The organism is Glacieibacterium frigidum, from assembly GCF_007097155.1.
Classification (GTDB): Bacteria; Pseudomonadota; Alphaproteobacteria; order Sphingomonadales; family Sphingomonadaceae; genus Glacieibacterium; species Glacieibacterium frigidum.
This window is the reverse complement of the sequence record NZ_VJWA01000001.1, coordinates 85,283-110,687: the sequence shown is the minus strand read 5'-3', so window position 1 is coordinate 110,687 and position 25,405 is coordinate 85,283. Positions and strand designations below refer to the sequence as shown.

The 25,405-nt window shown below is 68.5% G+C and carries 17 protein-coding genes; all 17 read left to right on the top strand.

Annotation, left to right across the window (positions count from 1 at the left end; all coding sequences use genetic code 11):
* Window positions 1-15: 15 nt before the first annotated feature.
* Complete coding sequence (locus tag FMM06_RS00520; protein ID WP_143554277.1) at window positions 16-825, top strand: 2-keto-4-pentenoate hydratase; 810 nt, start codon at window positions 16-18, stop codon at window positions 823-825.
* A gap of 28 nt (window positions 826-853) precedes the next feature.
* Window positions 854-2,143, top strand: coding sequence for an MFS transporter (locus FMM06_RS00515; RefSeq protein WP_143554276.1), 1,290 nt, complete (start codon window positions 854-856; stop codon window positions 2,141-2,143).
* 31 nt (window positions 2,144-2,174) lie between these two features.
* Entirely contained in the window at window positions 2,175-3,311 is a 1,137-nt protein-coding gene (locus FMM06_RS00510; protein WP_143554275.1) for a beta-glucosidase, read from the top strand.
* A gap of 28 nt (window positions 3,312-3,339) precedes the next feature.
* Entirely contained in the window at window positions 3,340-4,461 is a 1,122-nt protein-coding gene (locus FMM06_RS00505; protein ID WP_144237007.1) for an NADH:flavin oxidoreductase/NADH oxidase, read from the top strand.
* A complete protein-coding gene (locus FMM06_RS00500) occupies window positions 4,458-5,318 on the top strand; it encodes an NAD(P)-dependent oxidoreductase (RefSeq protein WP_143554274.1) in 861 nt (286 codons plus the stop codon). Before FMM06_RS00505 ends, FMM06_RS00500 begins: the two co-directional genes overlap by 4 nt.
* Before the next feature lie 113 nt (window positions 5,319-5,431).
* Window positions 5,432-6,142 (top strand): M50 family metallopeptidase, encoded by a 711-nt coding sequence (locus FMM06_RS00495; protein WP_143554273.1) that lies wholly within the window; start codon window positions 5,432-5,434, stop codon window positions 6,140-6,142.
* A 419-nt stretch (window positions 6,143-6,561) separates the two neighbouring features.
* A complete protein-coding gene (locus tag FMM06_RS00490; RefSeq protein WP_143554272.1) occupies window positions 6,562-11,556 on the top strand; it encodes a beta strand repeat-containing protein in 4,995 nt (1,664 codons plus the stop codon).
* 200 nt (window positions 11,557-11,756) lie between these two features.
* Window positions 11,757-12,419, top strand: coding sequence for a PEPxxWA-CTERM sorting domain-containing protein (locus FMM06_RS00485; RefSeq protein WP_185964981.1), 663 nt, complete (start codon window positions 11,757-11,759; stop codon window positions 12,417-12,419).
* A 435-nt stretch (window positions 12,420-12,854) separates the two neighbouring features.
* Entirely contained in the window at window positions 12,855-14,489 is a 1,635-nt protein-coding gene (locus tag FMM06_RS00480; RefSeq protein WP_143554270.1) for a TldD/PmbA family protein, read from the top strand.
* Window positions 14,490-14,641: 152 nt separating this feature from the next.
* Complete coding sequence (locus FMM06_RS00475; RefSeq protein WP_143554269.1) at window positions 14,642-16,276, top strand: TldD/PmbA family protein; 1,635 nt, start codon at window positions 14,642-14,644, stop codon at window positions 16,274-16,276.
* 23 nt (window positions 16,277-16,299) lie between these two features.
* Entirely contained in the window at window positions 16,300-17,634 is a 1,335-nt protein-coding gene (locus tag FMM06_RS00470; RefSeq protein WP_143554268.1) for a TldD/PmbA family protein, read from the top strand.
* A gap of 19 nt (window positions 17,635-17,653) precedes the next feature.
* Window positions 17,654-18,352, top strand: coding sequence for a DUF4159 domain-containing protein (locus FMM06_RS00465; protein WP_235888983.1), 699 nt, complete (start codon window positions 17,654-17,656; stop codon window positions 18,350-18,352).
* A 13-nt stretch (window positions 18,353-18,365) separates the two neighbouring features.
* The gene (locus FMM06_RS00460; RefSeq protein WP_143554267.1) at window positions 18,366-19,364 is read left to right on the top strand and encodes an AAA family ATPase; all 999 of its coding nucleotides are present in this window, start codon (window positions 18,366-18,368) and stop codon (window positions 19,362-19,364) included.
* Window positions 19,365-19,377: 13 nt separating this feature from the next.
* On the top strand, window positions 19,378-20,274 hold the full coding sequence (locus tag FMM06_RS00455) for a DUF58 domain-containing protein (protein WP_143554266.1): 897 nt from the start codon (window positions 19,378-19,380) through the stop codon (window positions 20,272-20,274).
* The gene (locus tag FMM06_RS00450) at window positions 20,274-21,410 is read left to right on the top strand and encodes a BatA domain-containing protein (RefSeq protein WP_235888981.1); all 1,137 of its coding nucleotides are present in this window, start codon (window positions 20,274-20,276) and stop codon (window positions 21,408-21,410) included. Before FMM06_RS00455 ends, FMM06_RS00450 begins: the two co-directional genes overlap by 1 nt.
* Complete coding sequence (locus FMM06_RS00445) at window positions 21,407-23,539, top strand: DUF4175 family protein (protein WP_143554264.1); 2,133 nt, start codon at window positions 21,407-21,409, stop codon at window positions 23,537-23,539. Before FMM06_RS00450 ends, FMM06_RS00445 begins: the two co-directional genes overlap by 4 nt.
* Window positions 23,536-25,284, top strand: a complete 1,749-nt coding sequence (locus FMM06_RS00440; RefSeq protein ID WP_143554263.1) for a carboxypeptidase regulatory-like domain-containing protein — start codon at window positions 23,536-23,538, stop codon at window positions 25,282-25,284. Before FMM06_RS00445 ends, FMM06_RS00440 begins: the two co-directional genes overlap by 4 nt.
* The last annotated feature ends 121 nt before the right edge of the window (window positions 25,285-25,405 follow it).

Below are 25,405 nucleotides of genomic sequence, written 5' to 3'. Positions count from 1 at the left end.
GGAGTGTTTCGTAACGTGAGTGGGGGGAATTTCGCCGAGGCCCGAGCGGTCGCGCAGGCGTTCGTCGCGGCGCGGCGCGCGGCCCAGGGCCTCGACGCCTACCCCGGCACCGTGCCCGCGACGCTCGCCGACGCCTATGCCATCCAGGACGCTGCGATCGAGCTGCACGGCGGCCGCGTCGCCGGCTGGAAGGTCGGGCGCATCCAGCCACCGCTCGACGCGGCCTTCGGCAGCGACCGGCTCGCGGGCCCGATCTTCGCCGACCAGATCGTCACGGCCGGCCCCGCGCCCGCCGCCATGCCGGTGTTCGGCGAGGGTTTCGCCGCGGTCGAGGCCGAGTTCGTCGTGGTCCTGAGGGCCGCCGACCCGGCGCGCCGCGACTGGACGCTGAACGCCGCCGCCGCGCAGATCGCCGACGTCCATATCGGCATCGAGATCGCCAGCTCGCCGCTCGCGGCGATCAACGCGCTGGGGCCCGCGGTGACCATTTCCGACTTCGGCAACAACCATGGGCTGATCGTCGGCCCGGCGATCGATAACTGGCGGGCCGCGGGCCTCGACGACTGGGAGGTCGCGGTCGAGATCGACGGCGCCCCGGCCGGCACGGGCCGTGCGCGCAGCTTTCCGGACGGCATCATCGGGTCGGTGCGCTTCCTGCTGACCGTGCTGGCACGTCGCGGCATCGCGGTGCCCGACGGCCTGCTGGTATCGACGGGCGCGATCAGCGGCGTCCACCAGGTTCATGTCGGCCAGTCGGCAATCGCGCGCTTCGGCGCCGAAACTTTGACGTGCGAGTTCGTCGCAGCGATGCCGCAGTCCGGCTGAACCGGACGCGGCGAAGGGGGAGTAGAACATGGCGAACGAAGCTGCCATCGCGCCGGGAGTGACCGTCAAGGTCGGGCGCTACCGCTGGGTGATCGTCGCGCTTCTGTTTACCGCGACCGCGATCAACTATGTCGACCGCCAGATGATCGGCGTCCTGAAGCCGACGCTGAGCGCCGATCTCGGCTGGACCGAGACCGACTTCGCCAACGTCATCTTCTTCTTCCAGCTCGCCTACGCGATCGGCTACCTCGGCTTCGGACGGATCGTCGACGTGATCGGCGCGCGCTTCGGCTATGCCGTCGCCTTCGTGATCTGGACCGTCGCGCACATGGCGCACGGCGGCGTCTATTCGGTCACGCAGTTCGCCATGGCGCGCTTCGGCCTCGGCATCGGCGAGGCGGGCAACTTCCCCGCCGGCATCAAGGCGGTCACCGAGTGGTTCCCGCAGAAGGAGCGCGCCTTCGCGATCGGCGTGTTCAATGCGGGTGCCAATATCGGCGCGATCATCACGCCGCTCGTCGTCCCCGTGCTGACCCTCGCCTACGGCTGGCGCATGGCGTTCGTGATCACCGGCGCGGTCAGCCTGATCTGGCTCGTCGCCTGGCTGGCGATCTATCGCCGCCCCGCCGAGCAACCGCGCGTGTCGCCCGAGGAGCTCGCCTATATCCAGCAGGACCCCGCCGATCCGGTGGTGCCGATCCCGTGGCGCAAGCTGCTGGGCCTGCGCGAGACCTGGGCGTACGCGCTCGGCAAGTTCTTCATCGACCCGATCTGGTGGTTCTTCCTGTTCTGGCTGCCGGGCTTCCTCGGCACGCGCTATGGCCTCGACCTCAAGACCTTCGGGCCGCCGCTGGTGGTGATCTATCTGCTGTCCGACGTCGGCAGCGTCGCCGGCGGCTGGGCGTCGTCGAAGATGATCCGCGCCGGGCGCAGCGTGAATTACGCGCGCAAGATGACGATGCTGATCTGCGCCTTCGCGGTCGTGCCGATCTTCTGGTCGCAGAGCATCGACAGCCTGTGGCTCAACGTCCTGATCATCGGTATCGCGACCGCCGCCCACCAGGCGTTTTCGGCAAATCTCTACACCCTGCCGTCGGACCTGTTCCCGCGCGGCGCGGTGGGCTCGGTGATCGGCATCGGCGGCACCGTCGGCGCGATCGGCGGCATGCTGATGGCGAAATACGCCGGCTTCGTGCTCGACAGCATCGGCAGCTACACGCCGCTGTTTGCGGTCGCGGGTTCGGCCTATTTCCTCGCGCTTCTGGCGGTCCACCTGCTCAGCCCACGGCTCGCCCCGGCGAAGGTCGCAATCGATTGATTAAGGCGGCGCTTTGCTTCACGCGGCGCCGATGCAGCCCAATTTCAAGTCGTTCTTCCTCGGCGGATTCGAATGCTCGACGCACAAGCGTGCCGACGGCATCCGCCTCGATCTCGTCGGCCTGACCGGCCATGACGTCCAGGCGGCGCGCGACTATGCGCTGCTTGCCCAGCACGGCCTGATGGCGGCGCGCGACGGCGTGCGCTGGCACCTGATCGAGGCGCGGCGCGGCGCCTACGACTGGTCGAGCCTGATACCCCAGCTGACCGCGGCGCGCGCCAACGGCGTGCAGGTGATCTGGGACCTGTTCCACTATGGCTGGCCCAACGGCGTCGACCCGTGGAGCGCATCGATGGTCGACCGCTTCGCCGCCTTCGCCGCCGCCTGCGCGCAGCAGATCGCCGCAGAGGCCGACGGGCCGCCGTGGTTCTGCGCGGTCAACGAGATCAGCTTCCTCAGCTGGGCGGGCGGCGACATGGGCGGCATGAACCCCTTCGGCCGCGGCCGCGGCGCCGAGCTCAAGCGCCAGCTGACGCGCATGGCGATCGCCGCGATCCGCGCCATCCGCGCCGTCGTCCCGAACGCCCGCTTCATCACCGCCGAGCCGCTGATCAACATCCTGCCGCAGTCGGCACAGGATCATCATGTCCGGGCGGCCGCGCTCTACATGGAGTCGCAGTTCGAGGCGGTCGACATGCTAACCGGCCGCAAGTCGCCCGAGCTGGGCGGCAGCGAGGACTGCCTCGATGTTTGCGGCCTCAACGTCTATTACAACAACCAGTGGATCGACCACGGCCAGACGATGCATCTGGGCGACGTGCGCTTCCAGCCGTTGCGTGAGCAGCTGGCGCGCGTTTACGACCGGTACCACAAGCCGCTGCTGATCGCCGAGACGGGCACCGAGGGGGTCTTCCGCGCCGCGTGGCTCCACTATATCGCCGACGAGGCCGCCTTCACCCGGGCGGCGGGCATACCGCTCGAAGGCGTCTGCCTGTACCCGATCCTCAGCCACCGCGGGTGGGACGACCAGCGCCACTGCCCCAATGGCCTGTTCGACGGCTACACACCCGACGCCGACCGCACCGCCTATCAGCCCCTCGCCGACGAACTGGCGCGCCAGCAGGCGCTGTTCGCGCGCCATGGAACACCTGCACCAGCCAGCATTTGAGAGCGGGCCAGCCAAGGAGGCCTTTCGCGTGCCGTCGCCCAAATTATTCGAGCCGCTCGATGTCGGCGGCCTGGCGCTCGCCAACCGGATCGTCATCGCGCCGATGTGCCAGTATTCGGCGCAGGACGGCTGCATGACCGACTGGCACACGATCCACCTGGGCCAGCTCGCGCTGTCGGGCGCCGCGCTGCTGACCATCGAGGCGACAGCCGTCGTGCCGGAGGGGCGGATCACCTACGCCGACGTCGGCCTGTGGGACGATGCCACCGAGACTGCGATGGCGACGACGCTCGCCAGCATTCGCAGATGGTCGGACATGCCGATCGCGGTCCAGCTCGCTCACGCCGGCCGCAAGGCATCGACCGAGGTGCCATGGCAGGGCGGCAAGCAGCTGCCGCCCGGCGATGCCAACGGCTGGCAGACCGAGGCGCCGTCGGCGCTGGCCTTTGCCGAGGGCGAGAACGCCCCCGCCGCGCTCGATGCGGAGCGGATGCAGGCGATCATCCAGGCGTTTGCCGATGCCGCGCGCCGCGCCGACCGTCTGGGGATCGACGCGGTCCAGATCCACGGCGCGCACGGCTATCTGCTGCACCAGTTCCTGTCGCCGCTGTCGAACCGGCGCGATGACGAGTATGGCGGCAGCGCGGAAAACCGCATGCGCTTTCCGCTCGCGGTGTTCGAAGCGGTGCGCAGCGCCTTCCCTGCATCGAAACCGGTCACCATGCGCGTGTCGGGCACCGACTGGGTCGACGGCGGCTGGGATGCCGCGCAGACCGTCCGGTTCGCGCGCGAACTCGAGGCGCGTGGATGCGCCGCGATCCACGTGTCGAGCGGCGGGCTCGATGCGCGCCAGCAGATCCCCGTCGGCCCAAGCTATCAGGTGCCGCTCGCCCGCGCGGTCAAGGCGGCGGTCGGCATTCCGGTCATCGCCGTCGGCCTGATCACCGACTTCGACCAGGCCGAGGCGATCGTCGGCACGGGCGACGCCGACCTGATCGCGCTCGCCCGGACGATCCTGTACGACCCCCGCTGGCCGTGGCACGCCGCCGCGCATCTCGGCGCGAGCGTCGAGGCGCCGCCGCAATATCTGCGCTGTCAGCCCCGCCAATACAAAAACCTGTTCGACCAGGGCCGGGGCGGCAAAGCGTGAAGATCGGCTTCATCGGCCTCGGCCAGATGGGGAGCGCGATCGCGGCCAACCTGCTCGCCGCCGGCCACGAATTGTCGGTGTGGAACCGCAGCCCCGAGAAGGCACAGCCGCTCGTCGACACGGGCGCGCGTCTCGCCGCCAGCCCTGCCGACGCGGCGCAGGGCGAAGTCGTCATGACGTTGCTCGCCGACGACGCAGCGCTCGAGGCGGTCGTCTACGGCGCGAACGGCATTCTCGGCAGCCCGGCGCTCCACGTCTCGCACAGCACGATCAGCATCGCGCTCGCTGAGCGGCTGACCGCCGATCAAAGCGACGGCTTCGTCTCCGCCCCGGTCTTCGGCCGGCCCGCGGCGGCGCAGGGGGCGAAGCTGTTCGTCGCGGCCGCGGGCGACGGCAAGGCGCTCGACCTGTGCGAGCCGCTGTTCGCCGCGATCGGTCAGCGGACCTTCCGAATCGGCGATCACCCGCCGGCGGCCAATCTCGTCAAGCTCAGCGGCAACTTCATGATCATGGCTGCGGTCGAGGCGATGGCCGAGGCGATGACCCTCGCCGAAAAGGGCGGCGTGCCGCCTGCCGTGCTGCTCGAGGTCCTGACCGGCACGCTGTTCGACGCGCCGGTCTACCACAGCTACGGCGCGATCCTCCTCGAGCAGAAGTTCCGCCCCGCCGGGTTCGCCGCCCCGCTCGGCCTGAAGGACATGGGCCTCGCCGACGCCGCAGCGACGACGTTCAAGGTGCCGATGCCCATCCTCGGCATCGTCCGTGACCACCTGCGCGCCGTTATCGCCCAGGAGGGCGACGACATCGACTGGGCCGCGACCGCCCTCGCCGTCCGCCGCGCCGCGGGACTCGGCTAGGCCTTGCGTCGCGACGCGCGTGTGAGCCGCGCGCGCTCTGGCGACGATCGACCGGCCTGATAACTGCCTGGCTGGTTGCAGAAAAATGCGCCGGTCGTATCTGGGTGCGTATGATGTCCAGCAGCCTCGTCGATCAGGATCGCCGCCATCGCGCCTTCCTGCTGCTCGGGATCGGGTTTGCCCTGGTCGTGCTGTGGCAGACGACTTTGGGCAGTTTCATCCTCTACCCGCTGACGATCCTCGCGACATGGTTTCACGAGATGGGTCACGGTATCGCTGCGATGGCCACCGGCTCCAGCTTCGAGCGCCTGCTGATCTTCCCGAACGGCTCGGGGGTTGCGCAGCTCATGACCCCGAACAACGAATCGCGGTTCCAGATCGCCGTGGTCGCAGCCAGTGGGCCGATGGGCCCGGCGGTGGCCGGCGCGCTGCTGATCATCGCCTCCCGCAACAGGGCGCGACAAGCGCTGTCGGTGCTTGGTGCGACGCTGATCCTGTCGACCCTGATCTGGGTGAGGTCGTGGACCGGCTGGATCGTGCTCCCCGGGCTGGGACTTGCTATCCTGGCGCTCGCGTACCGCGGAACGCCATCGCAGCAGCGTCTCGGAACACAGATTCTCGGCGTGCAGGCCTGCATCAGTGCGTGGAAACAATTCGGCTATTTGTTCACCGCCGGCGGCAGCATCGGCGGCCAGATGCACCGGTCGGATACGGGCGCGATCGCGGATGCCCTGCTCCTGCCGTACTGGCTTTGGGGCACGCTCATCAGTCTGGGCATAGCAGCGCTCATGTTCTGGAGTCTCAAGGTCGCGCTTCGGCCGTAAAGTTCGTGCCGATATTTACTTGATCCGCACAGTCTTAGCCGGCGCGCGCGACCGACCTTGTCAGTTCTTCCATGCCGGCCCGAAAGCAGCTCGGGCACGCGCGTCGATATCGAATCGCCGCCAAGGGCGATCAGGTCCTTTGAAGTCCAGTTGACCTGTACGCCGCGTCATCGGGAGATCTTGATAATCTTTATGACAGTATGAGTGAGTATATGCCCGGCTACATCTAGAAATCGACATCCTCGACACGCCGTTCATACAAGAGCTCATTCCGTTGCGTTGGCGGAATGATTTGATGCTGTGGCTTGCAGGCCGCAGATTAACGCAGGTTTATCGCTTAGAACCCAACTTCTCTGTTGTTTCATGCGCAATCCGGCCATACAGGTTCGGTTCACAACAGTCTTATCCGCGGGGTAGCTATGCTTAAGCTCAACAATCTCACGACGGTTCCGTTTTTTGCACCGTTCCGGGCGGTTGCGCACGGCTCGCTGCTCGGACTGCTGCTGGGCAGCGCGGCAGCATCGGCGGTCGTCGTCAACTACGCCGACGGCTCGACCCGCGCCACGCCCATCGTGCTGGATGACGACACCTCGGTCGTCCGCGTCTCGACGGGGACGGCAACCCAGACGGGCGTAATCTCGGAAACCGGTGGCTCGCGTCCGCTTCAGAAGCTTGGCGTCGGGAAGCTGAACCTGACTGCCGCGAACACCTTTTCCGGCCTGTTCTCGATCAATGCCGGCACGATCGGCGTCGGCAACAACCAGGCACTGGGCCTGGGCGATGTCGCTCTCGCCGACAACACGGGTCTGGACGCCGAAGCGGACGGCCTCGTCGTGACGAACGCCATCTCGACCGCGGGCAACGGCCGGATCAATCAGGGGCCTGGCACCTTCACGCTTGCCGGTGACATTTCGGGCGCCGGGTCGATCAGCGCGACCGGCGCGGGCAACCTCGTGCTCAACGGCAACAACAGCTTCACCAACCTCGGCATCAACGCCGGCACGGTGACCGTCGGCACCAACACCGCAGCAGGCGTCGGCGCCATCGCGATCAACGACGGCGCGATCCTCGCAGCCGGCGCGGATGGCCTGGCTCTCGCCAATGCGATCTTCACCACGGGCAGCGGCCGCGTCGACCAGGGTCCCGGCACCTTCACACTGAACGGCGATATCGCGGGCGCCGGCTCGATCAGCTCGATCGGCGCGGGCAACCTCGTGCTAAACGGCAACAACAGCTTCGTGAACCTCGGCATCAATGCCGGCACGGTGACGGTCGGCACCAACACCGCAGCAGGCATCGGCGCGATCGCGATCAACGATGGCGCGATCCTCGCCGCCGGCGCCAATGGCCTGGCGCTTGCCAATGACATCTTCACGACGGGCGGCGGCCGCGTCAACTCGGGCCCGGGCATCTTCACGCTCGACGGCGACATCTCCGGCGCAGGCTCGATCTCGCAGATCGGCACGGGTAATCTCGTGCTGAACGGCAACAACAGCTTCGTGAACTTGGGCATCAACCAAGGCACGGTGACCGTTGGCACCGACACCGCCGCCGGCAGCGGTGCGATCATCATCAATGACGGCGCGATCCTTGCGGCGGGCGCCGATGGCCTCGTCCTCGCGAACGATGTCTTCACCACGGGCGGCGGTCGTGTCGATTCGGGCCCCGGCACGTTCACGCTGAACGGCGATATCGCGGGCGCGGGGTCGATCAGCCAGATCGGCACCGGAAACCTGATCCTGAACGGCAACAACAGCTTCGTGAACCTGGGTATCAACCTGGGCACGGTGACCGTCGGCACCAACACTGCAGCTGGCAGCGGCGCGATCATCATCAACGACGGCGCGATCCTCGCGGCGGGCGCCGACGGCCTGGTCCTGGCGAACGCCGTCTTCACCACGGGCAGCGGTCGTGTCGACCAGGGCCCCGGTACCTTTACGCTGAACGGCGATATCGCGGGCGCCGGCTCGATCAGCTCGATTGGCGCGGGGAATCTCGTGCTCAACGGCAACAACAGCTTCGTGAACCTCGGCATCAATGCCGGCACGGTGACTGTCGGCAGCAACACTGCAGCAGGCAGCGGCGGCATCGCGCTGAACGACGGCGCGATCCTCGCGGCGGGTGTCTCTGGCCTGACGCTGACGAACGACATCGTCACCACGGGCGGCGGCCGCGTCGATCAAGGTGCAGGCACCTTCACCCTCGCCGGAAACATCGGCGGTGCCGGTTCGATCAGCGCGATCGGCACGGGTAATCTCGTGCTTAACGGCAACAACAGCTTCACCAACCTCGGCATCAATCAGGGCACCGTGACGCTTGGCACCAACACCGCAGCAGGCGTCGGCGGCATCGCGATCAACGATGGTGCGATCCTCGCCGCCGGCGTGTCGGGTCTGACGATCACCAACGCCATCGTGACCACGGGCGGCGGTCGCATCGACAGCGGCGCTGGCGTGTTCACGCTGAACGGCAACATCGGTGGTGCTGGCTCGATCTCGCAGATCGGCACGGGCAACCTTGTCCTCAACGGCAACAACAGCTTCGTGAACCTGGGCATCAACCAGGGCCGTGTGACGCTCGGCACCAACACTGCCGCCGGCATCGGCGGTATCGCGATCAACGACGGCGGTATCCTCGCCGCCGGCGTGTCGGGCCTGACGATCGCCAACGCAATCGTCACCACGGGCGGTGCGCGCATCGACCAGGGGTCGGGCGTCTTCACGCTGAACGGCAACATTGCGGGTGCCGGCTCGATCAGCTCGATCGGCACGGGCAACCTCGTTCTAAACGGCAACAACAGCTTCGTGAACCTCGGCATCAATGCGGGCCGCGTGACGGTCGGCACCAACACCGCGGCGGGCGTCGGCGGCATCGCGATTAACAACGGCGGCATTCTCGCTGCCGGCGTGTCGGGCCTGACGCTGACGAACGGGATCATCACCACCGGCGGTGCTCGCATCGACAGCGGTGCGGGCGTGTTCACGCTGAACGGCAACATCGCGGGCGCGGGCTCGATCAGCCAGATCGGTACCGGCAACCTCGTGCTGAACGGCAACAACAGCTTCGTGAACCTGGGCATCAACCAGGGCACGGTCACCGTCGGCACCAACACCGCCGCCGGTGTCGGCGCAATCGCGATCAACGAAGGCGGCATCCTCGCTGCCGGCGTCAGCGGGCTGACGCTCGCCAATGCCATCGTCACCACGGGCGGCGGTCGCGTCAATTCGGGCGCGGGCACGTTCACGCTGAACGGCCCGATCACGGGCGCCGGGTCGATCTCGCAGGTCGGCACGGGCAACCTCGTGCTGAACGGTGCGAACAGCTTCACCAACCTGGGCATCAACCAGGGCACGGTGACGCTCGGCACCAATACGGCGGGGGGCATCGGCTCGATCGCCATCAACAATGGCGCCATCCTCGCGGCCGGCGTGTCGGGTCTGACCATCACCAACCAGATCTTCACCACCGGTAGCGGCCGCATCAACTCGGGTGCAGGCACGTTCACGGTCAACGGCGTGATCTCGGGCGCCGGGTCGATCTCGCAGATCGGCACGGGCAACCTCGTCCTCAACGGCAACAACAGCTTCGTGAACCTGGGCATCAACCAGGGCACCGTCACCGTCGGCACCAACACCGCCGCGGGTTCGGGCGCGATCGCCATTAACAACGGCGCGACGCTGGCTGCGGGGGTCACCGGACTGACGCTCACCAACGCCGTCCAGACGACGGCTGCCGGCCGCATCGACAGCGGCACGGGCACCTTCACGCTGAACGGCGTGATCAGCGGCGCGGGCAGCATCACCAAGGTCAACACGGGTAATCTAGTGCTGGGCGCCGCCAACACCTACACCGGCGGCACCACCGTCGGCGCGGGCACCCTGACGGTCGCGGGTTCGGTCCTGGGGCCGATCACGGTCGCTTCGGGCGGCACGCTGGCGGGTACGGGCACGGTTGGTTCGTTCACCGCGCAGTCGGGCTCGACCGTATCGCCGGGCGCGACCGCAGGTGCGATCGGCACGCTGACGGTCAACGGCAACGCGACCTTCCAGGCAGGGTCGACCTTCGCGGTCGACGTCGGCGCAACCGCCGATCGGCTCACGGTCAACGGCACGGCGAGCCTCGGCGGCGCCAACCTGCTGATCACGCCGAGCGGCACGCCGCTGTTCAACACCAGCTACACGCTGCTGACGGCAACGGGCGGCCGCACGGGCACGTTCGGGACGACCAGCTTCACGCAGTTCGGCCAAGCGTTCAACCCGACGGTGACCTACGGCGCCAACGACGTCGTGCTGCGCCTTGCCCCCGCGTCGATCGTGACGCTGCAGGGTGCCGGCGGCACGGCGAACACCAACGCCATCGCCGGTGCGCTCGACGCCGCCGTCGCCGGTGGGTTCAACCCGCAGAGCTTCTTCGGGCTGTTCCTCCAGAACGGCGCGGCACTGACCGCCTCGCTGAACCAGTTCACCGGCGAGATCGGTGCCGCGAACAGCCGTACGGCACTTGCCGACACGCGCCACGTTCGCGAAGCCGCGTTCGACCGGCTCGGGGCGGCGCTGCGTGACGGCGATGCCGCGACGACGACGACCAACGGCGATCGTGCGACGACGCTCTGGGGTCGCGCCATCGGGTCGTGGACCGACACCGACAGCGACGGCAATGGCGCAGCGCTTGACATCGAGGCCAAGGGCATCATTGCCGGCATCGACTACAGCTTCGGCGACGTGAAGGTCGGCGCGCTGTTCAACTACATCGAGTCGGACGTCGAGACCCAGTCGCTGGGCGAGGGCAAGGTCGAGAGCACCGGTGGTGGTCTCTACGTCGGCTATCGCCCGGCGGGCGGCTTCGCGCTCGGTGCGGGTGCCGCGATCAGCAGCGTGAAGGGCGAGACCTCGCGCACCATCGGCACGGCTGGGATCGCCCAGTCGCTGACCGGCGACACCGACGGCACCGTCTATCAGGTCTTCGGCGAAGTGGCCTATGACCTGGCGGCGACCGAAGCCGTGCGGATCGAGCCGTTTGCCCGCTTGGCGTACGTTAAGTACGACCTCGACGGGTACAGCGAAGCGGGCGGTTTCGCGGCTCTGACGCAGCTCGATGCCAAGTATGACATCACCGTCGCTTCGGTGGGTCTGCGTGGTAGCACCTCGCTGGGCGGCTCGGCGACGCTGCGCGGCTCGGCCGGCTACCAGAACGTCAGCGGCGACCGGGGTCCGGTGGCACTGTCGGCGTTCCAGGGCACGTCGAGCTATGCCGCCATCCGCGGCGTGGCGCTCGACAAGAGCAGCTTCGTTGGCGAGGCGGGTGTCGACTTCCGCCTCGGCACGACGGCCTCGCTCGGCGTCGGCTACAGCGGCGTCATCGGCAAGAACAACAGCGACAACGGCGTCAAGGCGACCTTCACGCTCGGGTTCTAAGCCAGCAATGCACGGCAAGCGCCCGGGTCACGAAAGTGGCCCGGGCGTTCGCTTGTCCAGGCCCAGCTTGCGCCGCCCATTGGAATGTCGGCAGATTTTACAGTCCCGAAAATCGATCTGGGCTAAGGTGTTGAAAAGATTGCAGTAACGAAATGGCCTAGTTATTGCATGTAATTAACATGTGTTTCGGGAGCGTATGTATGCGTATTAAATTTGCGATTCTTGCTGCGGCTTTGTGCCTGTCTTCGGCGGCTCAGGCCGTGACGACGCTGACCTTCGACGCCGATACGGCCTGCGGCCTGACAGCGTGCGCCGATGGTTCGGTCATCAGCCAGGACTATGGCGATACCGCCGACTTCAACGTCACCTATGCGACGCGCGCCGGCGTTGGCGCCACCGCCCTGATCGACCCGTTCGTGCGCTTCTGGAGCACCGATTACGGCGACCTGCAGGGCATCGCCTATGCGTCCGTCGAGGAAGGTGTGACCGAGATCCGCATCGAGCCCTTGGGGCAGCGCGGCCTGTCCTTCACCGCCTTCGACATCGCCGGCTGGTTCCGCACCAACCGTAACACGTCGGTCCATCTGTTCGACCTGCAGTACAACCCGCTCGAAGCCTATGACGTCGTCGCCCCCGGGGTCGGCCATGAGCGCAACGAGTTCGTGTCCTACAATGTCGCCAATGGCTTCATCCTGCAGATCGGGCCGGACGCGTTCAACAGCGGCATCGACAATCTGGTCTTTGACACGCTCGACGCCGTTCCGGGCGTCCCCGAGCCGTCGAGCTGGCTCATGATGATCCTGGGCTTCGCGTTCACCGGTCTGGCCGTCCGCCGCTCCGGTCGCGCGGCGGCCCGGGCCTGACCGCCTAACCAACGACGCATCGTCTCTGATTCAACCGCCAGGCCGCCGAGGGAACTCGCGCCTGGCGGTCTTTCCGTGCCTACTACGAACGACCGTTTCGTTCGCGTAACTTGTTGAGTTTATGGCGGTTTTAGTCGCTTTGCGGATTGCAATAAGGCGGCGGATTATCGATAGTCGTTACACCTGGGTCCTGTTCCTCAAAGTGTAGGGCTCGGTAGGCACGGTGCCCCATGCCCAACATCGGGGCGCCGTGCCGCCCTTCTTCCCATCAGCGTGCTCTGCTCGTCGCCTGGCCGGCGCGGCGTAACAGTACGATCCAAAGAAGCGCATCAGCGGCGGCGGAGCCTGCGCCGGTCGTTTCCGAAGAACGACGGGCACTTGGCGTTTGCGGGACCCACGGTCGGCAGCTAATCACCACCGACAAGGAGAACTGCCGTGCTGCGACGCAATTTTCTGGCGGCCGCCGGCCTTGTCGGCGGCGGTCTCGTGGTACCGTCCGCCTTCGGCAAGGCGATCGCCGCCGAGGCGCTGCTGTCGACCATCGATGTCGCGGTTAAGAAGCGCCTCGCCGACGTCGCGCTTGGCGCTGCAACCGCAGCGGGCGCCACCTATTGCGACGTCCGCATCGGCCGCTACCTGCGCCAGATCGTCGTCACCCGCGAGGCGACGGTCCAGAACGTCGTGAATACCGAATCGACCGGCGTCGGCGTCCGGGTGATCGCCAATGGCGCCTGGGGCTTTGCCGCGACCAACGACCTGAGCAACGACGGCGTCGCCGCCGCAGCGCGCCAGGCGACGGCCATCGCCACGGCCAATGCCGCCAGCCAGACTGCACCGGTCAAACTGGCGCCAGTGAAGGGCGTCGGCGAGGTGTCGTGGAAGACGCCGATCGTCAAGAACGGCATGGCCGTGCCGCCGAAGGACAAGGTCGAGATGCTGCTGCAGGTCAACGCCGCGGCGATGGCAGCCGGCGCCGACTTCATCAGTTCGTCGCTCTTCCTCATCAACGAGCAGAAGTATTTCGCCAGCACCGACGGCTCGTACATCGACCAGGACATCCACCGCATCTGGGCGCCGTTCACCGCCACCGCCATCGACAAGGCGAGCGGCAAGTTCCGTACCCGCAACAGCCTCGCTGCACCGATGGGCATGGGTTTCGAATTTCTCGACGGCGCCGCCGAGGGTCGCCAGGAGATGCCCAATGGCGTCGTCGCCTATGGCACCAGCTACGACATGAGGGCCGACGCGATCGCCGCGGCCAGACAGGCCCGCGCCAAGCTGACCGCGCCGTCGGTGAAGCCCGGCAAGTACGACCTCGTGCTCGACCCGTCGCACAGCTTCCTGACGATCCATGAGTCGGTCGGCCATGCGCTCGAGCTCGACCGCGTGCTCGGCTATGAAGCCAACTACGCAGGCACGAGCTTTGCCACGATCGACAAGCGCGACGCGGGCTTCCAGTACGGCAGCGACAAGGTCAATTTCACTGCAGACAAGACCGAACCCGGCAGCCTCGGCCATGTCGGCTACGACGACGAGGGCGTGAAGACCAAGCGCTGGGACCTGATCAAGAACGGCAAGCTCGTGGATTACCAGTCGGTCCGCGACCAGGCGCATATCCTCGGCAAGACCGAATCCGATGGCTGCTGCTACGCCGACAGCTGGTCGAGCGTGCAGTTCCAGCGCATGGCCAATGTCTCGCTGCAACCGGGCAAGGCGAAGATGAGCGTCGCCGACATGATCGCCGGGGTCGACAACGGCATCTACATGCTGGGCCGCGGTTCCTACTCGATCGACCAGCAGCGCTATAACGCCCAGTTCGGCGGCCAGCTGTTCTATGAGATCAAGAACGGAAAGCTGGGCGCCCAGATCGAGGATGTCGCCTACCAGATCCGCACGCCGGAATTCTGGAACGCCTGCACCGCCATCTGCGACGCCAGCGACTATCGGCTCGGGGGCACCTTCTCCGACGGCAAGGGTCAGCCCTCGCAATCCTCGGCGGTCAGCCACGGATCGAGCACCGCGCGGTTCGACGGTATAAACGTCATCAACACAGCGCGCTCGCTGGGCTGAGGCATGCGGATAATTGACGCGGCCCAGCCGAGCGGCGATGACTGTCGCAAGCGTCGAATATAGTCGACGGCCTGCGCCGCGGCTGGGTTCGCCTGCATGCGGTCATTGCGCGGCCGGGTCCGGTCAGGGGCCTGCACTGGGGGAGAAATGCCTTGTTGAGACGTGATTTCCTGGCGGTCACCGGCCTGGTCGGCGGCGGGCTCGTCATACCGTCGGCGTTCGGTCGCGCGATCGCCGCGGAGGCGCTGCAATCGACGATGGATGTGGCCATCAAGAAGCGGCTGGCCGATGCGGCGCTGACCGCCGCGACCGGCGCCGGCGCCAGCTACTGCGACGTCCGCGTCGGCCGCTACCTGCGCCAGTTCGTCATCACCCGCGAAGCCAACGTCGAGAACGTCGTCAACACCGAATCGACCGGCGTCGGCATCCGCGTCATCGCCAACGGCGCGTGGGGCTTTGCCGCAACCAACGACCTGAGCGTCGACGGCGTCGCCGCAGCCGCAAGACAGGCCACCGCCATCGCCAAGGCCAATTCCGGAAGCCAGACCGCACCGGTCCGGCTGGCCCCGGTCAAGGGCGTCGGCGAAGTGTCGTGGAAGACGCCGATCGTCAAGAATTCGATGGAAGTGCCGATCAAGGACAAGGTCGACATGCTGCTGCAGGTCAACGCTGCGGCGCTGGCGGCGGGCGCCGATTTCGTCAATTCGATCCTCTTCCTCGTCAACGAGCAGAAGTATTTCGCGAGCACCGACGGCTCGTACATCGACCAGGATGTCCACCGTATCTGGGCGCCGATGACGGCGACGGCGATCGACAAGGCCAGCGGCAAGTTCCGCACGCGCGAAGGCCTGTCGTCGCCGATGGGGATGGGGTTCGAATATCTCGACGGCGCCGCCTCGGGGAAGTTCGTGTCGCCGAACGGCGTCATCAACTACGGCAATTCGTACGACATGAAGGAAGACGCCATTGCCGCGGCCAAGCAGGCCCGTGCCAAGCTGACCGCGCCGTCGGTCAAGCCCGGCAAGTACGACCTCGTGCTCGACCCGTCGCACACCTGGCTGACCATCCATGAGTCGGTCGGCCACCCGCTTGAGCTCGACCGCGTGCTCGGCTACGAAGCCAACTACGCCGGCACCAGCTTCGCGACGCTCGACAAGCGCAAGGAGAATTTCCAGTACGGCAGCGACAAGGTCAACATCTTCGCCGACAAGGTGCAGGTCGGCAGCCTCGGCCATGTCGGCTATGACGACGAGGGCGTGAAGACCAAGCGCTGGGATCTGATCAAGGACGGCAAGCTGGTCGACTACCAGTCGATCCGCGACCAGGCGCACATCCTCGGCAAGACCGAATCCGACGGCTGCTGCTACGCCGACAGCTGGTCGAGCGTGCAGTTCCAGCGCATGGCGAATGTCTCGCTGCAGCCGGGCAAGGCGAAACTGGGCGTCGCCGACATGATCGCAGGCGTCGAAAACGGCATCTACATCGTCGGCGACGGGTCGTTCTCGATCGACCAGCAGCGCTACAACGCCCAGTTCGGGGGTCAGCTGTTCTACGAGATCAAGAACGGCAAGCTCGGCGCCCAGATCGAGGATGTCGCCTACCAGATCCGCACGCCGGAATTCTGGAACGCGTGCAGCGCGGTTTGCGACGAGAGCGACTATCGCCTGGGCGGCTCCTTCTTCGACGGGAAGGGCCAGCCGTCGCAGGTTTCGGCGGTCAGCCACGGCTCCAGCACCGCCCGCTTCAACGGCATCAACGTAATCAACACCGCCCGCTCGCTCGGCTGATTGCGGCGCAGGAGACCAGACACATGAGCTTTCCCACCGAAGCCGAGCTGAAGGCGATCCTGCTGAAGGTCGTCGCCATGTCCAAGGCCGACGAATGCACGGCGCAGATCACCGGCACCACCACCGGCAACATCCGCTTTGCCCTCAACAACGTGTCGACCAGCGGCATCGTCACCGACACCGAACTGGCCGTGCAGGTCGCCTTCGGCAAGCGTGTCGGCATCGCGACGATCAACGAGTTCAACGATGCGGCGCTGGAACGCGTCGTGCGGCGGGCGGAGGATCTGGCAAGGCTGGCGCCGGAGAACCCCGAGTTCGTCCCTGCTGTCGCCAAGCAGACCTATCGGCCCACCAACACCTTCAGCGCCGCCACCGCCGCGATCACGCCCGAGTATCGCGCCAAGATGGCCAACGCGTCGATCGCGCCGTGCAAGGCCGAAAAGCTGATCGCCGCCGGCTTCCTGACCGACACCAACCGCTTCGTCGCCTTTGCCAACAGCCGCGGCAACTATGGCTACCAGACCGGCACGGCGCTCGACTACACCTGCACCGTCCGCACCGAAGACGGCCGCGGCTCGGGCTGGGTCGGTCGCAACCTTCAGGATTCGACGAGCTTCAACGCCGCCGATGAGATCCGCACCGCGATGCGCAAGGCCAGTGCCTCGGCCGATGCGCGCGCGCTCGAGCCCGGCAAGTATACCGTCATCCTCGAACCCGCCGCTGCCGCCGGGCTGATCACGTTCATGATGCGCTTCTTCGACGCCCGCCAGGCCGATGAAGGCCGCAGCTTCCTGTCGAAGAAGGGCGGCGGGAACAAGATCGGCGAGCAGGTCTATGACCCGCGGGTCAGCTTCACCACCGATCCCTGGTACCCCGGCGCCGAGGTCATGCCTTGGGACGAGGACGGCCTGCCGCGCGAGAAGATGGCGCTGGTCGAAGGCGGCAAGATCGCCAACCTCAACTATTCGCGCTTCTGGGCCCAGAAGCAGGGCAAGCGCCCCGTCGGCCAGGTCGGCAATCTGCTGATGGCCGGCGGCACTCGCAGCACCGCCGACCTCGTCCGCAGCACGCAGCGCGGCATCCTGGTCACCCGCACCTGGTACATCCGCATGGTCGATCCGCAGACCGTGCTGCTGACCGGGCTGACGCGCGACGGCACCTTCTTCATCGAGAACGGGCAGATCAAATATCCGCTGAAGAATTTCCGCTTCAACGAGTCGCCGGTGATCATGCTCAACAACATCGACGAGCTGGGCAAGCCGGTCCGCGTTTCCGCCGACGAGGGCGACATGGTGACGGTGATCCCGCCGATGAAGCTGCGCGATTTCACCTTCACCTCGCTGTCGGACGCGGTTTGATCTTGCTGCGGGCGCGGTGGTGATCTCCCGCGCCCGCTTCCTGCGCATGGCCGCCGCCGGCATCGCCATGGCGGCGTTGCCCGCCGCCGCCCCCCGGGCGTTGCCCTATGACTTCCGCTTCACGCGGCTGCGCTACAATTCGGGCGACTGGGATGTCGACCAGCGCATGCCGTCGAACCTGATCACCGCGCTGATCGACTATACCAACCTGCGGGTCGACCCGCGCGAGCATGTCGTCGCCTTGTCCGATGCCGCGATGCTGACCGCGCCCTTCTGCTATCTCGCCGGCCACAAGCTCGTCGAGTTCGACGCGGCCGAGCGCCGCAACTTCGAACGCTATGTCCGGAACGGCGGCTTCGTCCTCGTCGACGACTGCAACCACGACATCGACGGCCTGTTCGCCAAGTCGTTCGAAGCCCAGATGGCGCGCATCTTCGGTCCGGCGGCGCTGAAGAAACTGCCGCCCCGCCACCCGCTGCTGCGCAGCTTCTTCAAGTTCGATGCACCGCCCGCCACCGGCTTCGAGCTGAACGGCTGGGGCGACGACCTCGTCCACGACTATCTGAAGGGCATCACCATCGATGGCCGCCTTGGGGTGCTCTACAGCAACAAGGATTATGGCTGCGAATGGGATTACGACTGGCGCAACAAGCGCTTCCTTGCCGAAGACAATACCAAGTTCGCGGTCAATATCGTCATGTACGCCCTGAACAGCTGAGAACCGGAACCCGATGCCCGACGCCGTTACCGAAGCGCAGATCAAGGCCCGGCTCGCCCGGCTCGACGACCTGCGCGCCGCCATCGCCCAGGCTATCGTCGGGCAGGAGGATGTCGTCGAACAGCTGCTCATCGGGCTTCTGGCGGGCGGGCATTGCCTTCTCGAAGGCGTTCCCGGCCTCGGCAAGACGCTGCTGGTGCGCTCGCTCGGTCAGGCGCTCGAGCTCGAATTCCGCCGCGTCCAGTTCACGCCCGACCTGATGCCGAGCGACATTCTCGGCACCGAACTGCTCGAGGAAGACCATGGCACCGGCAAGCGCCACTTCCGCTTCCAGCCCGGCCCGGTGTTCACCAATCTCCTGCTCGCCGACGAACTGAACCGCACGCCGCCGAAGACCCAGGCAGCGCTGCTCGAGGCGATGCAGGAAAAGACCGTCAGCTATGGCGGCGTCACGCATCAGCTGCCGAAACCGTTTTTCGTGCTGGCGACGCAGAACCCGCTCGAACAGGCCGGCACCTATCCGCTGCCAGAGGCGCAGCTCGATCGCTTCCTGCTGCTGATCCGCGTCGAGTATCCGACCGAGCAGGAGGAGCACGACATCCTCGCGCAGACCACCGGCAACCGCGCCGCCGTCGTGCCGCAGGTCATGCATGCCGAGGACGTGCTGGCGCTGCAGGGCTGGGTCCGCGACGTCCATCTGGGCGAGGACCTGCTCGCCTGGATCACGCGGCTGGTCCGCGCCAGCCGCCCCGGCACGGGGGCGCCGCAAGTGGTCAACAGCTACGTCCGCTGGGGCGCGGGCCCGCGCGCCGGCCAGTCGCTGGTCCTTGCCGCCAAGGCGCGGGCCCTGCTCCAGGGCCGGCTGGCCGTCACCCGCGACGACATCATGGCGCTGGCCGCCCCGGTGATGCGCCACCGGCTGCTGCTGTCGTTCGCCGCGGAAGCCGAGAACAAGTCCGCCGACGACGTGATCGCCGCGCTGCTCGGCAGCGTGCCGCATCCTGCGGCCTGACACCCGCAGCCCGGTGTCGCCCGACCTTATCCCCCCGGCCGTCCGCAATCGCCTCAAGACCCTCCGCATCACCGCGCGGCGCGCCGTCGACCTTCAGGGCATCGGCCTCCATCACAGCCGCAGCCGCGGCGCGGGGCTCGAATTCGCGCAGTTCCGCGCCTACGAGCGCGGCGACGAGCCGCGCGCCATCGACTGGAAGCTCTACGCGCGTTCCGACCGGTTTTTCGTGCGCGAATCCGAGCGCGAAAGCCCGCTGGCGCTGTGGCTGCTGGTCGATGCCAGCGCCTCGATGGCACAGGCCGATCCCGGCCGGCCCGACTGGTCGCGCCTCGCCGCCGCGCGGAGCCTTGCCGCCTGCGCCGCTGAACTGGCGATGCAACAGGGCGACCGCTTCGGCTTCATCGGGCTCTCGCATGCCGGCCTATCCTTGCTCGCTGCGGGCAGCGGGATCCGGCAGCGCGACCGGCTCGCGCTCGAACTGCGCCGGCTCGACGCCGGCGGCGGCTTCCCTGCGCCCGGCCAGTTGGCGCCGCTGTGGGACCGCGTCGGCGCGCACGATCTTGTCGTGATGATCAGCGATTTCTTCGATCCCGCGACACTCGATCTCGCCGCCCGCCTCGCTGCCGCGCGCCGCGAGGTCGTCGCAATCGAGGTGCTGACCGTCACCGAACGCGACTTTCCCTACCGCGGCGGCTACCGGTTCCGCGATCCCGAAACCGGCGAGGAGCTGCTCGGCGACGGCGCCGCGCTGCGTGACGAATTTTTCGCGCGCTTCGGTGCCGCGCGCAGCGAACGCCATGCCCGGCTCGACAGTCTCGGGATCCGCCACGCCGCGCTGTTCCTTGACGAGCAACTCGACATCCCGTTGCGCCGCCTGTTCGGCGCCCAGGCCGCGGCGGAGTATCGCTGATGCCGGTGCTGCTGCTGCCGGCGGCGCTGGCCGCGCTGCTGGCGCTGGCGATCCCGCTTGCCATCCATCTGGCGCGGCGCAGCGAGGCACAGCCGACCGATTTCGCGGCATTGCAATGGCTGCGGCAGAAACCGCGCCCGCGCTCGCGCCTGCGCTTCGACGAATGGCTGCTGCTGGCGGCGCGGCTGCTGCTGCTGGCGCTGGTCGTCCTGTGGCTGGCGCTCCCGGTGCTGCCGGGCAGCGCCGATCGCACGCCCGTGGTGGCAGTTCTGCCGGGGGTGAGCGCAACCCCCGCCGAGGGCACGCGCGCCGTCTGGCTCGCCCCCGGCTTTCCGGACTCGCGCACCCCCGAGCCGGCATCCGCGGCAAGCGTCTTCAGCCTCGTTCGCCAGCTCGACGCCGAGCTTGCCCCCGGCGTGCCGCTGCGCATCATCGTCCCTACCGTGCTGCAAGGCGCCGACGCCGAACGCCCGCGCCTGTCCCGCCGCGTCGACTGGCAGATCGTGCCCGGCGCCATGGCGGCACCCGCGCCGGTGCGCGCCGCACCGCCCTCGCTCAGCCTGCGCCAGCCGTCCGGCCCCGATCGCGGCCTGCGCTACCTTCGCGCCGCCGCCGCGGCCTGGACGCCGCCCGGCCAGCCGCCGGCCTTCGATACCGCCGCGCCCGACGCGCCGCTGCCTCGCCCGCCGCGCGTCCTCGCCTGGCTCGCTCCCGGCCCGCTCCCCGCCACCGTCCGCGCCTGGATCGAAGCCGGCGGTACCGCCCTCGTCCCGCAAGACAGCGAAGCCGGCAACGCCGCCGATACCGTCGTGTGGCGCGACGAGACCGGCGCCGCGGTCGCCACCGCCCGCCCGCTCGGCAAGGGCCGCCTGCTGCGCTTCGCCCGTCCGCTCGACGCCGGTGCCCTGCCGATTCTGCTCGATCCCGATTTTCCCCGCCAGCTCGCCGCGCTGCTCGGCGATGCACCGCCGCTGCCGACCCGCGTCGCCGCTCGCGACGTGCGTCCGGTCACCGGCGCCCCCGCCTGGCCGCAGCCGGCGCGCAATCTCCAGCCCTGGCTGGCCCTGCTGATCGCTGCGCTGTTCATCGCGGAGCGCTGGCTGGCGACACGGCGCACCCGGGCGCCGGCGCCGTGACCGCGCCGTTCGACCTCGCCCTTCTGGCCGCCCCCGCGCGCCGGCGCGGCATCGCCAACGATCTTGCCGTCGCCGTGCCGCTGGTCCTCGCCGCCGCCGGGCTGGCGTGGCGCTGGCAGGGCATGGCCGCCGCCCTCGCCATCCTCGCTTTCGGCGTGGCGCTGGCGGCCGGGCTCGCCGTGTATCGCGCCCGCCGCTTCGATGCGCGCTGGGTCGTCCGCCGCCTCGATGCCGGCCGCGCCGACATGGAGGACAGCACCGACCTGCTGCTCGCTGCCCCCGATGCGCTGGGCCCGTTGCAGCAGCTTCAGCGCGCCCGGCTCCTGGCGCGGCTTGCCGACGAAACCGGCGCGGCGCTTGCCCCCGCCTGGTCTGGCCGCGCCATTGCCGCCGCGTGGACCGCCGGCCTCGTTATCGCCGCCGCCGCGCTGCTGTGGCCGGCAGCGCGCTCCGGCGAGACGGCCCGGCCCGACGTCGCTGCCGTCCCCGGCGGCCCGCCACAGCTGGTGGCGCAGCAGCTCCGCATCGTGCCGCCGGCTTATACGGGCCTGCCGCCGCGGACGATCAACGGCCTCGACGCCCGCGCGCCCGTGGGTTCGCGTCTTTCCTGGTCGATCGAGTACAGGCCCGCGCCAGGTGCGGTGGTCCTGACGCTTCTCAACGGGGAGCGGCTCCAGCTCGCTCGGCGCGGCGACACCTTCACCCTCACGCGCGGGCTCGACCGGTCGATGCTCTACCGCATCGGCAGCGGCGACAGGGGCGCCGCGCTGCCACTGCTGCACCGGATCGACGCGATCCGCGACACACCGCCCGTCATCCGCGTCCTCGATCCCGAGCGAACCCTGACGCAGAAGACGTCCGGCCAGCGCCGCTGGACGCTGAATTTCGAGGCGAGCGACGATTACGGCGTAGCGGCGGTCGCCCGCCTGCGCGTGATCGTCACCAAGGGCGAAGGCGAAAACATCAGCTTTCAGGAGCGCACGACCACGCTTACCGGCAGCGGACCTGCGCGCAAGCGGCGCTTTTCCGCCAGCCTCGACATCGCGGCGCTCGGCCTGACGGTCGGCAACGACCTCGTCGCGCAGCTGATCGTCACCGACATGCGCGAGCCAGGCCCCCAGGCGGTGCGCGGCCCCAGCCTGATCCTGCGCTGGCCGCCCGACCAGGGCGTGCAGGGCAGCGGTCTCGACGGCATGGTGAAGACCGTGCTGCCGGCCTATTTCCGCAGTCAGCGCCAGATCATCATCGATGCCGAGGCGCTGCAACGCGAGCGCCGCCGGCTACCCGCGGATCGCTTTTCGCAGCGTTCGAACGCGTTGGGCGTCGACCAGAGCATCCTGCGCCAGCGCTATGGGCGATTTCTGGGCGATGAAGTCAGCGAGGAACCGTCGCTGCCGACCAACGACGCCCCCGTTGCCAAACCGAAACCCGCTGCCGAAGCGCCGGCGGCGCTACCCAGCGGCCATGCACTCGACGACGGCCACGACCATGCGCCGGCCAAATCGGCCGTTTTCGGCAACGCCAGCGACGTCCTCGCCGAATTTGGCCACACCCATGCTGAGGGTGACGCAAACCTGATCGATCCCGAAACCCGCACGCTGTTGCGCCAGGCGCTCGACGCCATGTTCGAATCGGAACGCAATCTGCGGCAGAGCGCACCCGACCAGGCGCGGCCGCACGCCTATGTCGCGCTCCGCCTGATCAAGCAGGTGCAGGAGGCGACCCGCATTTACCTGGCGCGCACCGGCCCCGACCTGCCGCCGATCGACCCGGCCCGCCGCCTGACCGGTGACCGCAAGACTCTCGGCAGCCCACGCCTGGCCCCGCCACCCCGCGAAGCCGGCGACATCGACGCTGTGCCCGCCGCGGCCTGGCGGGCGCTGGCCGGGTCCGGCGACGTCCAGCTCGGCGCCCTGCAGCGCTGGATCGACCGCGCCGGAGGCCGCGTCGGCGACCCGCTGGCCCTCGCCGCTGCCATCGACACCGTCGCGCGCGACCCCGGCTGTCGCGCCTGTCGCGACCGTCTGCGCGGCCTGTTGTGGCAGGCGCTGGCGACCCCACCCGCGCAGGTGCAGCGTCGCGCCACCGGCGATGCGGCCGGCCGCCGCTATCTGGATGCGCTGCGATGACCGCGACGCCGCCGCCTCTGCTGCTCGCCGGGCTACTGCCGCTCGGCGTCGCCATCGCCTGGGCGCGCCTCGCGCTGTGGCAGGTGCGGGCGCCCGCCGCCGACCGCGCGCCGTGGTGGCGGCTGGCGCTGCTGGTAGCGCTGCAACCCGTCGCCGCCGGGCTGCTATTCCTCACCTTGCAGCCGCCGCGCGTGCCCGGCAGCGCCGGCACGCTGGTCGTTGCCACGGCCGATGCCCCCCGCCTCGATGCGCTCGCTGCGGGCGACGCGCTGGTCGCGCTGCCCGAAGCGCCGGCGCTGGCCGGCGCCGAGCGGGTGCCCGACCTCGGCACTGCGCTGCGCCGTTACCCCGGCACCGCCCGGCTGCGCGTCATCGGCCAGGGCCTGCCGCCGCGCGACCGCGAGGTCGCCGCCGGGCTGCCAGTCGAGTTCGCCCCCGCACCGCTGCCGCCGGGCCTCCACGCGCTGGCGCTGCCTCCGGCGGTCGCCCCCGGCGCCGCTTTCCGCGTCGGCGGCAACGTCGGCGGTGTCCCCGGCGGCAGTGTCGAGCTGCGCGATCCGGCCGGCGCACTGGTCGCGACCGCGGTGCTGCCGCGTTCCGGCGACTTCGTCCTGACCGGCGCCGCGCGGGTCGCCGGCCCTGCCGACTTCAGCCTGCGCGTCCGCGACGTGGCGAAAACCGTCGTCGAAACCGTCGTCGTCCCGGTCGATGCCACGGTCGCGGCGCCGCCGCGCGTGCTCGTCGTCGCCGGCGCGGCGGGGCCCGACCTCAAATATCTGCGCCGCTGGGCATCCGATGCGGGCATCGTTCTCACTGCCAGCGTCGCCGCGGGCGCCGGCCTCGATATCGGCGACGCCGCGGCCCGGCTCGATCCCGGAACGCTGGCCCGCCAGGATCTGCTCGTGCTCGACGAACGCAGCTGGGCGGCATTGTCGGGCCAGCAGCGTGGCGCCGTGCTTGCGGCGGTGCGCGGCGGCCTCGGCGTCGTGCTGCGCGTCACCGGACCGGTGCCCGATGCGACCCGCCGGCAATGGGCGGCGCTCGGACTGCCGCTCGGCAAGGCGGTCGTGCCCGTCCGTCTGGCTGGCGCGGGAGAGACGGAAGCCACTGCCCTACAACTCGGACCGCTGCCGCGCGACACCGTCACCCTGGACCGCGACGCCGCCGATGCCCCGCTCGGCGCCTGGCGGGCCAGCGGCCGCGGCCGCATCGGACTGTGGCCGGTCACCGATCTCTACATCCTCGCCCTCGCCGGCACCGCCGAGCGCCACGCCGGGCTGTGGAGCCACTTGTTCGCAACCCTCGCGCGCGCGCGGGCCGGCGCGCCACCCAGGGTCATCGGGCCACCCGGCGGACGACTGGCACTGTGCGACCTCAGCCTGCCGGCAACAGTCGCCGACCCCGGCGGCGCGACGACGACCCTGCTCGCCGACCCGGCAGCCCCCGGCTGCGCGGGGTATTGGCCCCGCCTGGCGGGCTGGCATAGCGTTACCAGCAGCGGCAAGGCCTGGCGCTTCCACATCGCCACCCCGGGCCGCGCGCTGGCAGCGGCCGAAAACCGCACCGCCATGCTGCAGTTGCAAGCCGCGCCCCAGTCTCCCCCCAGCGCCACAAGCAACGATGGTGCCCGCGGGCCCTCCTGGCCCTGGTTCGTCGGGTGGCTGCTGGTATCGGCGCTGCTGTGGTGGCTCGAACGCCGGCGCAGCCGGAGGCCGGGGGCGGGGCACACTCCGGCCGATATATGAATGGGGCGCCCAGGGCTAATGCGTGACGGGCCTTGCCCATCGCGGAGCGGCATTGGTTTCATCGGCCAATAGCATTGGCCAGTCGAACGCCCTCCCTGTAGCCATCGAGAAAATACGGAAC